The following is a 15044-nucleotide window of genomic DNA, read 5'->3' on the forward strand; positions in this document are numbered from 1 at the left end:
AAAATCTTTTAAAAGCAGGTAAAAATACATTCGTGATCCGGGTGACCAATCAGGCTGGGAAAGGTGGTTTTGTGACTGATAAACCTTATTTTATGCAAATGGGCGAGGAACAGGTTGATCTGAAAGGAACCTGGCAATATAAAGTAGGCAGGGTAGATGAACCGGTGAAAATGTCGGGAGGGAACAGACTGCTTATCGCTCAAAATCAGCCTGCTGCATTGTATAATGCCATGATTGCCCCTGCACTGCCGATGAAATTGAAAGGATTTGTATGGTACCAGGGAGAGTCCAATGTGGGTAATGCAAAAGATTATTACCGTTTGATGCCTGCTTTGATCAATAACTGGCGCCAGCTTTGGAAGAATGAAAATCTTCCTTTTCTGGTGGTGCAATTGCCCAATTTCCAGGATATTGACTTTCTGCCTGCGGAAAGCGATTTAGCTGTGCTTCGGGAAGCGCAAAACAAAGCGCTCACTTTGAAACACACCGCCGTAACCGTCACAATAGACCTGGGCGAATGGAACGACATTCACCCGCTGAATAAAAAGGACATTGGAAAAAGACTGGCGCTCTCGGCCAGAAACCTCGCGTACAATGATAAAAACGTTGTGTACAGCGGTCCGCGTCTCGCCTCCCAAAGCATTAACGGCGACAAAATTACACTTACATTCAGTGACGTTGCCGACGGAATCAAGTCGGCTGACGACGAAGATCTACGCTGGTTTGCGATCGCGGGGGAAGACAAACATTTTGTTTGGGCTAAGGCCAGGATTGTGGGTAAAGATCAGATAGAGCTATCGAGTGATCGTGTAAAAAGCCCGAAATACGTGCGCTATGCGTGGCAGGACAATCCCGAAGGAGTCAATTTTTATAATTCCGCCGGTTTACCTGCCTCGCCTTTCCGGACCGACGGACAAATTTTGAATGATAATTAATCCTGAATGATGTTTAGAATATTACTATCAACCCTTTTCAGCCTCCTGCTCACCTGCACGGCCACATTCGCGAGCAAACCAATCGCGTATGATGGTGACGACGGTTACCGGCTTTGGCTTACATATGAACCGGTGACCAACGCCGCTATAAAAGCCGAGTATCTGAAATATGCTTCATTTATAGCGAGCACGGAGAAAGGTGAAATTACAGGGAGCGCATTACAAGAGCTGCAAAAAGGTTTAAAACAGCTTGTTGGTAAGGTTGTTCCGGCAGTAACTACGGCCGGAAGCCGCACCGGCGGAATCGTGTTTTCGCTAAAACCCGCAGCAGGCGATTCTCCGGCGCAGGAAGGTTACCAGATTCAGCTGGCATCAGGGAATATTGTGATCAGCGCGCAGTCTGAACGCGGGATTTTGTACGGTACTTTTGCATTGCTCCGGCATTTCCAAATGCAGCAGTCGGTGAAAAATCTGAACATTGCAAGCGTTCCGAAAATACGCTATCGTATGCTCAACCATTGGGATAATACCGATGGAACGATCGAGCGCGGATATGCAGGCGGTTCGCTTTGGAAATGGTATGAATTGCCCGAGCGCGTAGATCCCCGCTATGAGGATTACGCCCGCGCCAATGCGTCGCTGGGTATTAATGGGACTGTCTTGAACAATGTGAATGCGAGCGCACGGTTTATGTCGCAGGAATACATCGGAAAGGTCGCAGCGATTGCCAATGTACTGCGGAAGTATGGGATCAAGACATATCTATCAGTTTACTTCGCTGCACCCAAAACTTTGGGCGGACTGACGACTTCCGATCCGCTCGATCCGAAAGTACGTGCCTGGTGGGCGGATAAGGTGGCCGAGATTTACAAAACAATTCCTGATTTTGGCGGATTTCTGGTCAAAGCGAATTCGGAGGGCGAACCGGGTCCGCAGGATTATGGCCGCACGCACGCCGATGGTGCCAATATGCTGGCCGCAGCTTTCAAACCTTATGACGGCATTGTCATCTGGCGTGCATTTGTGTACAAAGCCGATCCGAATGCAGACCGTTTTAAAGCTGCTTACGAAGAATTTGTACCGCTCGACGGCCAGTTTGATCCAAAAGTAATTGTCCAGGTCAAAAACGGTCCAATCGATTTCCAGCCGCGCGAGCCATTTTCACCTTTATTCGGCAACACGCCCAAAACACCGCTGGGGATGGAATTTCAGATTACGCAGGAATACCTCGGTTTTGCCACGCACGCGGTGTACGAAGCGCCGCTTTTCAAGGAATGCCTGGATGCGGATACCTGGGTTAATGGGCAGGGATCGACGGTTGCGAAAGTAATCGACGGCAGTTTGCACAACTATGAACGCACCTTAATGGCCGGCGTGGCCAACACCGGCAGCGGCCGGAACTGGACCGGCCACCCGCTCGCCCAAGCCAACTGGTACGCATTCGGCCGCCTCGCCTGGGATCACCAGCTCAGTTCTGAACAAATCGCCTCCGAATGGACGCAGCTCACATTAACGCGCCAGGCCAAATCCAGAGAACACATTGTGAAAATGATGCTTCGTTCACGCGAAATTTATGTCGATTACAACACGCCACTCGGCTTGTCCCGCCCCTGGATGGGCGTGCACTTTGCCCCGGAACCCTGGCAAAGCCGCGGTGCCCGCCCGGACTGGACTGCCACCTACTACCACCGCGCCGACTCAGCCGGATTGGGCTTCGACCGAACAGCTTCGGGCAGCAATGCATTAGCACAGTACCGGCCGCAGGTGCAGGCGCAATGGAATGATCCTGACAAAACCCCGCTGCCTTATCTCTTATGGTTTCATCACGTAAGCTGGAATAAAAAGCTCAGCAGCGGCCGCACGCTTTGGGACGAGCTCTGTCAGCGATTGTACGCGGGCGCAGACTCTGTTTCATGGATGCAGCAGCAATGGGATATGGCAAAAAACGACCTTGACCCCAGGGTATATGCCGACGTTGCCGGAAGGTTGAAAGTGCAGCGTCGGGAAGCGATCTGGTGGCGCGATGCCTGGTTATTATATCTGCAAACTTTCTCCCGCCAGCCCGTTCCAAAAGGTTTGACACCGCCGGAGCGTACGTTGGAGGACGTAAAAAAATCGGTAAGTATTTATCTCATGCGATAGCATGTAATCCACTTTTATTTTTTTAAACAACATATCAATGAAACAGTTACAGTCGCTGGATTACATTATTTTCTTTATCTACTTCATCATCGTGGCCGTGTACGGTTACTGGATTTACAACCGGAAGAAAAGCGCAGCCGCCTCTACCAAAGACTTTTTTCTGGCCGAAGGTTCGCTGACCTGGTGGGCTATCGGAGCTTCGCTTATCGCGTCCAATATTTCTGCCGAGCAGTTTATCGGAATGTCGGGAAATGGGTTTTCAATGGGTCTGGCTATATCCAGCTATGAATGGATGGCGGCGGCGACGCTGGTGATCGTGGCTTTGTTTTTCATGCCGATCTATTTGAAAAACAACATTTTCACGATGCCGCAATTCCTCAGTCAGCGCTACAACCCGACGGTGAGCCTGATCATGGCGATTTTTTGGCTGGGGTTGTATATCCTGGTTAACCTGACCTCGATCCTGTATCTCGGGGCACTGGCAGTGTCGGGCATTTCGGGGCTTGATTTTGATCTGTGTATGTGGGGCCTGGCCATTTTTTCCATTGTGATCACCATCGGCGGTATGAAGGTAATTGGCTTTACGGACGTGATACAGGTGTTTTTCCTGATCATCGGCGGACTTGCCACGAGCTACATTGCCATTAATCTTGTCTCCGACAATTTTGATACAACCGGTCTGATGAACGGGTTACAAATGATGCGTGAGAATCACGGTGATCACTTCAAAATGATCCTCGGCAAAGATAATCCGCATTACATGGAGTTGCCCGGACTCACGGTTTTGCTCGGCGGTATGTGGATTGTGAACCTGAATTATTGGGGCTGCAACCAGTACATCACCCAGCGCGCACTCGGCGCAGACCTGAAAACCGCCCGGAACGGACTGCTCTTTGCCGCATTCCTCAAACTGCTGATGCCGGTAATCGTAGTACTGCCGGGAATCGCTGCCTACACACTGTACAACCAGGGCCTATTCCAGCAGGAAATGACCGAAAATGGTGTGATTGTAGCCGACAAAGCTTATCCGGTGTTACTGAATTTGCTACCTGCGGGACTAAAAGGACTTTCCTTCGCTGCATTGACTGCCGCCATCGTAGCTTCCCTTGCCGGAAAGGCGAATAGTATCTCAACCATTTTTACCCTCGATATCTTCAAGGTATACATTGGCAAAAACAAATCGGAAGCGCAGCTCGTCGGCATTGGCCGGATCGTGATCGTGGTTTCGATGATCCTCGCCATTGTGGTTTCGCCTTACATGGGTATTGACAAAGCAGGTGGCTTTCAGTTTATCCAGCAAATGACGGGCTTGCTTTCGCCGGGTATTTTTGCCTCGTTTATCATGGGTTTTTTCTGGAAACGCAGCAACTCAGCAGGCGCATTGTTCGCGATCGTGGGTGGTTTCCTGATCGCGCTTGCTATGCACAACAACTGGCTTCCGTTTGCCGACTGGTCACAAGTTCCTTTCCTCGACAGAATGGGCTGGGTTTTCGTGATCTGCGTTGCCGGAATGTTCATCCTGAGCTACGTTTTACCAGACGAGAAAAAGGGTTTAGAGGTGGATGCCTCCATGTTCAAAGCACACAAAGGCTTCGTGCTGGGCGCTGCGGTCATACTTGTGTTGCTGGTTTTGCTTTATAGTTATTTCTGGTAAAAGTACTTTTAGGAATAGGGAGTATACGATATTCAGGCTGAGCATCTACCGCTGAGATCCGATGGTAGGTGCTCAGGCTTTCCTATGCCGTTATAGGGGTCATCACCAGCTCTTCAAAAATGCGCTCAATACGTTTCTTGGGAACGGTAAGCCGCCAGCAGTAATCACAAACCCTCTACCCGATTCAACAATCTCTGTATCCTCAGTCTGTTATATTGCTGTAAAAGAATGGGATATACATTGTAGATGATGTTCCAGAAGGAAATGAACAATGCCATTTGGAGTTTTCCGGCAGGAATGGCGGTAATTGCGCTGAGGGTGAAGAAAACGAAACAGCTGTAATGATATCTCTCCTGAATCGCAATTTTGCCCAGGTACGAGCGGGCACTCTGCCGGCTGCTGATTACCTTGTGTTTCTTGCCCAGCTTTTGCTGTATGCGGTTGACAAGCATTCCGTCCTGAACCAGCCAGCGCATTGCCCTGATACCTACCAATTCATAAGTGCGTGTTTTTGTGCTCAGGTTTAAACGCGAAAGCCATTTTGCAGGAATGTTGAATGCGAATACGCTGACAACGAGAATAATGTACAGCATCCAAAGCGACCCTCTTTCTGAAAAGTATTCACCCCAGTACCACCCGACTAAGATGAAAGAGACAATCGTCCAGAATACATTGATCAGTTGATTAAGCATGAATTGGAAAGGTAAAGCTTCCTCAAACGCGATAAAACCGCTCCGGTTCACATCATATTAAGCTGGTGTCTGATCAAAGAATGCATCATCAGCCATACCTTTTCGTGATTCGGTATCCTGATCCTGGTGTCCATTACTTTCTCAGCCGGCGTATCTCTGATCCGCATGAAAAGCTTCTGGTAATAATAGTAAGCGAGGTACACGCCGCGCCGGGATGAGCCGGGCAGCTTTTTGATACCAATCAAAGCCTCTTCAAAATCATCCTGGATCTGGAGCTGAATCAGCTCCTTGTTTTCGGTTGAAAAGCGCGTGAAGTTCACATCCGGGAAATAGCTCCGGCCCAGGTCTTCATAATCCGCTTTCAAGTCCCGCAGGAAGTTGACTTTCTGAAATGCTGCCCCAAGCTTCATCGCGTAATACCGCAGGTCGTCGTACTGGGCGGTGTTGCCCTCAGTGAACACGCGCAGGCACATTAAACCCACCACTTCCGCCGAGCCAAGCACATAATCCTGGAAACTATCCTGGTTATACTGCTTCCGGCCCAGGTCCATTTCCATGCTTTTCAGGAAAGTATCGATCAGCGACCATTCAATCGCGTATCGGTTCACAACGTGCTGAAAGCTGTTCAGGATCGGGTTGATGCTGATGCCGGTTGCAATTGCATCCGCAGTATCCTGTCTGATTTTGGCCATTAATGCGTGTTTGTCATAGCCGTGAAAGCTGTCCACGATCTCGTCAGCCAGGCGGACAAAGCCGTAAATGCTGTAAATCGGATCATGAAATTTCGGTTGCAGAAAGTGGATCCCCAGTGAGAAAGAAGTGCTGTACAGCTTCGTGGTTTTCTTGCTGCAAGAGACTGACAGTTGGTCATATAAGGCCTTCATGACAAATCAGTTTAAATAGCTTACGATATTGGATCAAAAAGAAAAACCTGCGCGTAGCGTAAGCCGGTTGAAATCTTCCAGCTTTTCTATTCCGGTCTGGGTAACGGACGAGCGCTGAAAACGGTAACCTGCGCCTATCACAAAGCCGGTGTTGCCATTAAAAAGCAGCTTCAATCCCAGCCCCGCTGAAAATGTGGCCCCGCCGCCAAAGCGCACGCTGTCCACATCATTAGAAGTTGCATTGAAACCATATCCGCCTTCGAAAAAGTAAAACGGGATCTTGGAGCCTTTGCTGGTCAGATCGCCGCGCAAGCTCAGTACCACGGGGACGAAAGTTTGCACCGCATATAAATCGGCTCCGATTCCCAAACCCGTGTAAACCCACTGATTGAACTTATAACCATTCGTGGTCTGGAAAGAGAATGCGGATGTAGTCACGCCATTGGAAGCGCGGTTGCTCATCGCCAGCGGGCCGAGTTCCGTATAATGCACAAACCCTTTTTTCTTGTAAAGTATGTTCGGGTCGACGCTTTTCTCTATGATAAGTGTGTCGACTTCCTCCCTCTGAAAAACCCACATGCTTTTGTCGTAGGTTTCCAGCCGGTAAGCCGGATCTGCCTCGAGCAGCCTGCCCCGGATCAGGGAGCCGTTTTTCAGGTGTACGCTTACTTGTTTGGATTTTTGTGCAAATACCTGCGGGGAACCGGCTGCAAGGAGGATAAAGGATAGGATAATAATAAATCTCATAAGGTATAGGATCGTGTTCTAATTGTCCAGCCAGTTCTTAAATTCCTGGCTTCTGTACTTACTTATAAAAATTTCCTGTTCGAAAGGAGGTTTTAAAAAGACCTGCAAACGGTAACTGAGCAGGGTTTTGACTTTCTGAATGGATTCAATCCGTGCGATGACCTTGCGGTTCATCCTGAAAAACTGCGCCGGGTCCAGCACTTCTTCCAGGCTTTCCAGCTTGCTGTCCATCAGGTACTTCTTGCCGTCTGTACTTACCATAAAAACCACTTTGTCGTCCGCATAGAAATAAGCGACTTCATCCACATTTTTGAAATGAATGGTATCTGCATACCTCACCAGACACCGGGTTTTATATTTTTTCGTCAGCTGCTGAATCGTCGATCTCAGCTTTTCAATGTCCGAAACCGTAATGTTCCTGTGATTGCGGTTCAGGCTGTGGTATTTGTCCAGTGCCCGGTTCAGATCTGTTTGATCCAGCGGTTTGAGCAGGTAGTCAATGCTGTTGATCTTAAATGCCTGCAAAGTGTACTGATCATAAGCAGTGGTAAAAATGACCGGACTTTGCACGGTAACATGCTCAAAAAGGTCGAAACACAGTCCGTCAGCCAGGTGGATATCGAGCAGCAGCAGGTCAGGCTCCGGGTTCTGGGAAAGCCAGCTGGTTGCTTCTTCCACCGAATCCAGGATATCCAGCACCTGGATTTCCGGATCATATTCGGTCAAAAGCTGGGAAGCTCTTTTGGCAGAAAGCGCCTCATCTTCTAAAATAAGTACATTCATAACGGGTGGGTAAGGGTAGTCGTTTTGCGCCTTGCGCTATCTGGTTTATGAACTTTGAGGGTCTGGTTTAAGGTGTATCAATGGGATTGTTACGCTGAATGAATGCTCGTCCTTTTCGACGCTGATTCCCTGGTGCCCCAGGAAATCGTATCGCCTCGCTATGTTGGTCAGACCGACGTGGGTAGACTGGTCTTCACTTACCTTCTTTTTTTGCAGGTTATTCCTGACTGTAATAGAGTCATTGTCCAGGCACAGAATTTCAATGTGGAGCGGCTTGCTTTTGGAAACAATGTTGTGCTTTACTGCATTTTCTACGAGCATTTGCAAGGATACCGGCAGAATGTAGGCAGAGAGGCAACCTTCGGAAATATTGATATCAATGCTTAATCCCGAATCGAAACGCGTTTTGAGCAGATAGAGATAGGAATGGATAAAGCCGATCTCGTCACGCAAATGCGTCAGCTCGCTTTCGTCACTTTTCAGGATATATCTGTAAACGTTGGAAAACTGCTTGACAAATTCGATCGAAGCATTGGTATCCTGCCCGATCAGCGCCGTGAGTACACTCAGGTTATTGAATAAAAAATGCGGGTTAACCTGATTTCTTAAAGATTGAAGCTGGGCCTGACTACTGATCCGCTTGTAGGTTTCGAGCTGCTGGTGGCTGGATTCCAGCTGCTGCATGTAGAGGAAAATGACGTGTATTGTATTCAGAAACAGATTGATCCGGAAACAGAACATCAGCAGCAGCTTCATAGGAAGTATCCAGTCCTGCCAGTTTTTTGATAAGGCATAGTAAGCAGTAGGAATGCCGATTACCAATGCAGCAAGTGCCGTAATGACCAGGCTCCCCGCAAAGTTATACAGGATCCGCACCCAGAACGGTTTGATCTCCTGCCCCGAAATCCAGTTGTCCCACAACCTGTTACCCTCCCAGATAGCGGCAGTTACAGCCAGAAAAAGCAAAAAGATCACCCATTTGTCCGCACCGACATGGTAGTAATCAAAAGTTTCGATCAGCAGTGTATTCAGAAACGAATACCCGCCGAGCAGAAATATGAAAACGTACCGGTACCTGAGCTGGAACATAATCCTGGATGATCAACAAAAATGAAGATTGGCAAGTTAGCGGAGTGCGCCAATTTGCCAATCTCTATGAGGATTTTATTAAGGCATTAAAACCTTATCAATTACATGTATCACACCGTTTGTCGCGAGAATGTTGGCAGCAGTGATATTGGATGCACCACTTGTTTTTCCCACCACTTTTGCACCGCCTGAAAGATCAAAGGTTAGCGTACCGTTTGTATTTGCTGTTTGTACCGGCGCAGTTACGTTAGGCAGGTCGGTAGAAAACACGCGGTTTGGTATTACGTGGTACAGCAGCACGCTGGTCAGCAATGCCCGGTTGGCAGGAGCCAGCAGGGTTGCTTTCGGAGTGGTTTTATAAAGTTCACGGAAGGCCGCATTGGTAGGTGCAAACACCGTCAACCCGCTCGTAGCTGATGAAAGTGCTGTGGCAACCGCCGGATCTGCTGCCAGTACCAGGGAAACCAGCTCAGTGAAATTCGTATCTGCCTGGGCAATTTCAACCAGCGATTTGGTAGGAGGCACGATCACATTGTCAATCACATGAATCACCCCGTTGGAAGCCGAAACGTCCGTAGCGATTACCTTGATGTTACCATTGATGAAAACACCGTCTGCATTTTTGGACAAATAGATATCGTTGTTTGTATTAACCGTTTCCACAGCGCCGCTTTTCACATCAGCAGCCTTCACCGATCCGCTGATCACGTGAGAAGTGAGGATAGGCGTGAGGGCGTCTTTGCTTAGCGGGGTGAGGCTGGTGATACCGGCTTTTGTAAATGCATTGTTATTGGGCGCAAATACCGTGAACGGACCTGCTCCCTGCAGCGTGCTCACGAGTTCTGCTTTGGTAAGTGCGGCTACAAGTGTTGAAAACTGAGGATCGGCAGAAGCGACTGCGGGAATGTTCCCAGTTGCCGGGTTCACTGGCTGATCGTCGTCGTCGTCGTTGCAGGACGAGAGTGAAAAAGCCATTAAAGCCGCCACCATGCAGGTTTTCAATGTTTGGTTTCTTAGCATTGTTTTCATGATTTTAAATGTTGAAAGTTGTGAAAGATGAATAAACACTCACCTAAGCAACCTTTGAACAAACTAATTCTGTTCCGTTGGAGGAGCCAACAGTCAACCTCAGAGCGTGAAGTGGTAAATATTGAAAGTGAATGGGAAATTCATGACACTTAAAAAGCATTAAAAAACCCCGGTCGTTTCCGGCCGGGGTATTGGGGGTAAATCGATGCTTCTTTGATCAATTCTGATCGGATGTGCCTTTTTTACCTTTGTGCTTCTTCTTGGAATGGTCGCCGGACATATCCGACTTACCTGTTGTTCCGTTACCTGCGCTTCCGTTCATGGTGCTTTTTGTCGAATCCATTTCGCTGGTAGTAGAGCTGCCGTTGAATGGACTTCCATTGCGCTGTCCTGTCGGATTAATCGCGTTGTTGGTTGTGCTGTTATTCTGCGTGGCCGGATTCGCGTTATCCTGCATGTTGCTGTTGCTTTGCGTCGCGGGAATGTTACCCTCATTTGTGCTGCGTTGTCCGGTAGGATTAATCGCGTTGTTTGTTGTACTGCCGTTGCGCGTACCAAAAGCGGATGCTCCCTGCTGGGTAGTAGCGTTCGTGCCCTGCTGGGTTGTTGTGCTTGTTCCCTGTTGTAGGGTAGTCTGGTTGGTCGTGCTTTGCGCGTAAAGCGTTCCGCCTGCCAATAGCATTAGAGCTGCAATTCCTGTTGTTAACTTTTTCATGATATTAACTTATTGTTGATGAATACGGGTTGTTTATCAATTTCCGTTCCAGCAACCAGGCATTTCATGAAGCTTACTTTTCAAATCTCACTTTTGGTCTAGCACGATCACAGTTTCCATATCGCGGTGCTCCACGGTAATGTTCACGGAGCGCGCGTTTTTTGGACGGGTGCGATGGATAATATTTCTTGGGATTGTCAGCAGCTCACCTGGCAGCAGTTCTATCGTTTCAGTTTCAAGATCGACCAGCAAAATGCCTTCGATGGTCATGAAAGTCTCGTCAGAATTCGGATGAAAATGCCAGTCGTAACTCCCGGTCATCACACTTAGGCGTACCACGTGGTCATTTACCTCGGATACTGTGAAATTGGCATAGCTTTCTGCCACCGAACCGGCCAGATTCCCAAGGTCAATTTTTGCAATTGCAGGTACTTCCATTCTTTTGATCAGATCAAAGTGAGCTAAAAAACTGTGCTGCCATATTCGCGATTCCCGGTTGATAATGCAATCTTTTTATTTTCGGGCGGAAGTAAAGCGGCTGTCTGGGTAACTTATTAGCTGGAATTAGAATTTTAAATAAACCGTGCTTTTAAAGTTTATCCGCAAGACCGACTTACTCTTTTATCTTTTTTCAATTCTTCTGTGCAGCTGCGGATCCGAATTACAGGAAAGTTTATATCAAAAACTTTGGACCGGAACTGTACATGCCCCCGGCCAAAGCATTACCCTGCATTTCGCATTTGAAAAACCAATAATTGGAAGCTTGAAATGCCATCTTTCCATTCCCCAGCAACAGATGTTTGAACTGCCTGCATCGGAATGTAAGATAGTTGGTGATAGCCTTTTCCTGGAATTTTCAAAAGGAATGCAGGCAAAATTTCGGGGCAAAATAGGCGCTGCGCAAATAGCCGGCACATGGATCCAGGCTAACCTCACATTTCCCCTCGCAATGCAAAAATCGGACAGGACATTGTACCAGCTTTATGCTGCCAATGCACTGGATATCGCTGAAAAGAATGCACTCAACAGCAAAAATGTGGACTGGGCAAAACTCAGGGATAGTGTTTCAATCTCAGCCGGGAAAGCGACGAGTGTCGACGAATTGCTACCTGCATTACAGACAATCCTCCGCAGCTTGCAGGATAAACACGGGTTTGTGTATTTCGACAAAAAGAGCACGGGTTATGAGAATAATGATCCCGATCGTGTCAGTCCGGCATTGAGAAAAGCGGCTTACGGGAATGATAAGGAGATTGTCTCCGTTGCGATCAACGATTCCATCGCCTACCTGCGCATTCCGACGAGCCCGGATTTTCAGTCGGGAGAAGATGAAGCGTACAACCAACAGATCCAAAAACAGGTGTGCGACCTTCTCGACAAAAATACCAGACACTGGATCATCGATCTGCGACTGAATTACGGAGGCAGCATGTTTGCGATGCTGGGCGGGCTGAATAAGCTGATCGGCGATGGTACCATCGGCTCTTTTGTAAACCGGGAGGGTAAAGAACCGCACAACTGGATTATGAAAGGCGGCGACTTTTATGATCAGCAGGAACAAAGAACATCCTCTGGCATGCGCTGTAAGTCGCAGACCAAACCCGGAAAAATCGCTGTGCTTACAGGTCCGATTACCGCCAGCAGCGGAGAAGCAGTAGCCGTCGCATTCAGAAGCCTGGACAACAGCAGGATTTTCGGGGAACCAACCAAAGGGTTTACAACAGGTTTAAGCGGATTTGCCGTCGGGAAAGATCTTGTATTCTTCATAGCAACGACTTACTACGCGGATGCAAAAGGCCGCGTATACAAACAAGGTGTTGTGCCCGACACACAAATCAATGGCGGCGATCATTTTACAGAAATCCTGAAAGACGAAAAGGTAAAAGCTGCGCTCGGCTGGATAGGAAGGTAGGGGCCGGTTTTTAACGCAGGAACAATGGGTAAATGCAGTTTTTTACTACTTTCCAGATTATGAAACAGATATACCTGCTCGCGTTTATCCTCCTGGCTGCCGGCGCCTGCCGCCAGAAGTCCGAATCCGGCGAAAGCCGCGTTGTAATTACCGGAATTGACTCCACCAAAAAGCCGGGAGACGATTTTTTTATGTACGCAAACGGTATCTGGTACGATACGATCCGCATTCCCGACAGCCAGACCGGCGTAGGTTCCTATTCATTTCTCAACTATCCCCAGCGCAAGCGGCTGCAAGGTATCCTCGACAGCATTTCGGCGGCCAGCAATGCGTCAGGTAGTGTGGAGCAGAAAGTAGGTGATTTTTATGCCTCGGGCATGGATACCGCAACGATCAACAAGCGCGGGCACCAGCCCCTGCAACCCCTTCTTTCCCGCATTGATGCGGTCAGTGATGTACCATCGCTTTTAAAGCTGGTCGCAGAGGAGCAAAAGGCTGGGAATAGTTCGATAGTCGGATTTTACGTTGGCCCGGATGATAAACAGAGTACCGTGAACATCGCGCAGTTTTACCAGACTGGCATTGGTTTGCCGGAGCGGGATTATTATTTCAAAAGCGATTCAACGTCGACCGGAATCCAGCAAGCATATCAGGCTTATCTGACGCGGCTTTTCGAGCTGTCGGGAACAGCATCCGAAGTTGCGCGGAAGAATGCAGTGCTTACCTACGGGATCGAGAAACAATTGGCTGCTGCGCACCGGACCAATGTGGCGCTCAGGGATGTGAAGGCCAACTATAATAAACTTGCCGTCGAGGCTCTTTCAAAAAAACATCCGAACCTGAACTGGACTGGGTTATTGAATGAGCTGGGTGCCAAAGTCGATTCGGTCAACGTAGGGCAGCCGGGTTATTATGACAAGCTGAATGCCATGTTGACGTCGGTTCCGCTGGCGGACTGGAAAGTTTACCTGAAAGCGCACGCATTAACCAACTATGCCGATTTCCTGAGCCAGCTTTTTGTTGATGCATCTTTTGACTATACCAAAATCCTGACCGGACAAGCCGTCAAACAAACGCGCGCGGAAGAAATGACGCAGGCGATCGATCAGTCGCTCGGTGATGCGCTGGCGCAGTTGTATGTCAAAAAGTACTTCCCCGAATCGGCCAAGAAGCGGATGGCGGTGTTGGTTGAAAATCTTAAAAAGGCTTTCGAAGCCCGCATTGACCGGCTCGACTGGATGAGCGATTCTACCAAGGCAAAAGCGAAAGACAAGCTGCACGCATTTACCCAAAAAATAGGTTACCCGGATAAATGGAGAGATTACACGCAGGTAACCGTGAAGCGGACAACATATTTTGAAAACCGCCTTTCTGCTGACAAGAATGAATATCTGTACAACCTGAACAAGCTCGGCCAGCCGGTAGACCGCACCGAGTGGCACACCACGCCGCCTACGGTAACTGCCTACAACAACCCGCCCCTGAATGAGATCGTGTTCCCGGCAGGTATCTTACAGCCGCCTTATTTTGACGTCAATGCAGACGACGCCTTAAACTACGGCGGAATCGGGATGGTGATCGGCCACGAAATCACGCATTCGTTCGACGACCAGGGTGCGCAGTTTGATAAAGCGGGCAATGTGACTGACTGGTGGACCAAATCTTATTATGCCAAATTCAAGGCCAGGACGCAGCAGGTAATCGACCAGTACAATGCATTCACTGTGCTGGATTCCATGCACATCAAAGGCGCATTGACGGTGGGTGAAAATACAGCGGATATTGCGGGTGTCGCGATCGCCTACGACGCATTCAAGCTCACTGAGCAGGGAAAGGACACTACGAAGCTGGACGGTTTCACACCCGATCAGCGATTCTTCATCTCCATTGCGCGGATCTGGCGCGTGAAAACGCGGGATGCATATATGTCGATGTACGTGAACACCAACCCGCATTCGCCTGCCAAATGGCGCGTGAACGGGCCTTTGATGAACTTCACGCCTTTTTACAAAGCTTTTAATGTACAGCCCGGAGACAAGATGTACAAACCTGAAAAAGACCGGATTACCGTTTGGTAAAAAGTATTGTCTTATTCGCTCAACTCCATTGATGAAAAACTTAGCTGCTAAACCGTTCCAAATGCTTTCAGGTAAAATATTCAAGATTGCGCTGTTTAATGCAGCATTATGGTCTGCATTCGCGCTTCCTGCATTTAGCCAGGAAAACTCAAAGCCAGTCAGGATAGAAGTTGACCTGGCGAAGATTAAAGCGCCAATGCAGCCGATCTGGGCGTTTTTCGGCTACGATGAGCCGAATTATACCTATATGAAGGACGGTAAAAAGCTGCTGACTGAAATTTCGCAGCTAAGCAAAGTGCCTGTGTATGTCCGCGCACACAGCTTGCTGGTAACCGGCGACGGTGAGGCGGCGCTCAAATGGGGCTCCACCAATGCATACACCGA

General features: G+C 48.7%; 13 protein-coding genes and 1 pseudogene. 6 read left to right on the top strand and 8 right to left on the bottom strand.

What is annotated here, in order from left to right; genetic code table 11:
• The 3 genes from ACTIE6_RS01880 to ACTIE6_RS01890 all read left to right on the top strand — a co-directional run.
• The coding region (locus tag ACTIE6_RS01880) for a sialate O-acetylesterase (RefSeq protein ID WP_439555012.1) at window positions 1-935 on the top strand (935 nt) is incomplete at its 5' end.
• 9 nt (window positions 936-944) lie between these two features.
• A complete protein-coding gene (locus ACTIE6_RS01885) occupies window positions 945-3077 on the top strand; it encodes an alpha-glucuronidase family glycosyl hydrolase (protein WP_439555024.1) in 2133 nt (710 codons plus the stop codon).
• Between the two features lie 37 nt (window positions 3078-3114).
• Window positions 3115-4731, top strand: a complete 1617-nt coding sequence (locus ACTIE6_RS01890; protein ID WP_439555013.1) for a sodium:solute symporter family transporter — start codon at window positions 3115-3117, stop codon at window positions 4729-4731.
• Between the two features lie 164 nt (window positions 4732-4895).
• On the opposite strand, the gene ACTIE6_RS01895 is transcribed toward ACTIE6_RS01890, so the two are convergent.
• The 8 genes from ACTIE6_RS01895 to ACTIE6_RS01930 form a co-directional block, all read right to left on the bottom strand.
• Window positions 4896-5423 (bottom strand): hypothetical protein, encoded by a 528-nt coding sequence (locus tag ACTIE6_RS01895; protein WP_439555014.1) that lies wholly within the window; start codon window positions 5421-5423, stop codon window positions 4896-4898.
• A 47-nt stretch (window positions 5424-5470) separates the two neighbouring features.
• Window positions 5471-6307: a phytoene/squalene synthase family protein gene (locus ACTIE6_RS01900; protein WP_439555015.1), complete on the bottom strand. Its 837-nt coding sequence runs from the start codon at window positions 6305-6307 to the stop codon at window positions 5471-5473.
• A 33-nt stretch (window positions 6308-6340) separates the two neighbouring features.
• On the bottom strand, window positions 6341-7054 hold the full coding sequence (locus tag ACTIE6_RS01905; protein ID WP_439555016.1) for a hypothetical protein: 714 nt from the start codon (window positions 7052-7054) through the stop codon (window positions 6341-6343).
• An 18-nt stretch (window positions 7055-7072) separates the two neighbouring features.
• On the bottom strand, window positions 7073-7837 hold the full coding sequence (locus ACTIE6_RS01910) for a LytR/AlgR family response regulator transcription factor (RefSeq protein ID WP_439555017.1): 765 nt from the start codon (window positions 7835-7837) through the stop codon (window positions 7073-7075).
• Between the two features lie 45 nt (window positions 7838-7882).
• Entirely contained in the window at window positions 7883-8926 is a 1044-nt protein-coding gene (locus ACTIE6_RS01915; protein WP_439555018.1) for a sensor histidine kinase, read from the bottom strand.
• Window positions 8927-9004: 78 nt separating this feature from the next.
• On the bottom strand, window positions 9005-9955 hold the full coding sequence (locus ACTIE6_RS01920) for a fasciclin domain-containing protein (RefSeq protein WP_439555019.1): 951 nt from the start codon (window positions 9953-9955) through the stop codon (window positions 9005-9007).
• Window positions 9956-10172: 217 nt separating this feature from the next.
• Window positions 10173-10670 (bottom strand): hypothetical protein, encoded by a 498-nt coding sequence (locus ACTIE6_RS01925; RefSeq protein ID WP_439555020.1) that lies wholly within the window; start codon window positions 10668-10670, stop codon window positions 10173-10175.
• 87 nt (window positions 10671-10757) lie between these two features.
• Window positions 10758-11108 carry a cupin domain-containing protein gene (locus tag ACTIE6_RS01930; protein WP_439555021.1) on the bottom strand — a complete coding sequence of 117 codons (351 nt, stop codon included), beginning with the start codon at window positions 11106-11108 and terminating at the stop codon, window positions 10758-10760.
• A 325-nt stretch (window positions 11109-11433) separates the two neighbouring features.
• Between ACTIE6_RS01930 and ACTIE6_RS01935 the strand changes: the two genes are divergently transcribed.
• From ACTIE6_RS01935 to ACTIE6_RS01945, 3 genes and pseudogenes are all read left to right on the top strand, one after another.
• Window positions 11434-12582, top strand: a complete 1149-nt coding sequence (locus ACTIE6_RS01935) for a S41 family peptidase (RefSeq protein WP_439555022.1) — start codon at window positions 11434-11436, stop codon at window positions 12580-12582.
• Between the two features lie 59 nt (window positions 12583-12641).
• On the top strand, window positions 12642-14660 hold the full coding sequence (locus tag ACTIE6_RS01940; RefSeq protein ID WP_439555023.1) for a M13 family metallopeptidase: 2019 nt from the start codon (window positions 12642-12644) through the stop codon (window positions 14658-14660).
• Between the two features lie 31 nt (window positions 14661-14691).
• Window positions 14692-15044, top strand: a pseudogene (locus ACTIE6_RS01945) (hypothetical protein); the annotation flags it as partial.

This window comes from Dyadobacter sp. (assembly GCF_051859145.1).
Classification (GTDB): Bacteria; Bacteroidota; Bacteroidia; order Cytophagales; family Spirosomataceae; genus Dyadobacter.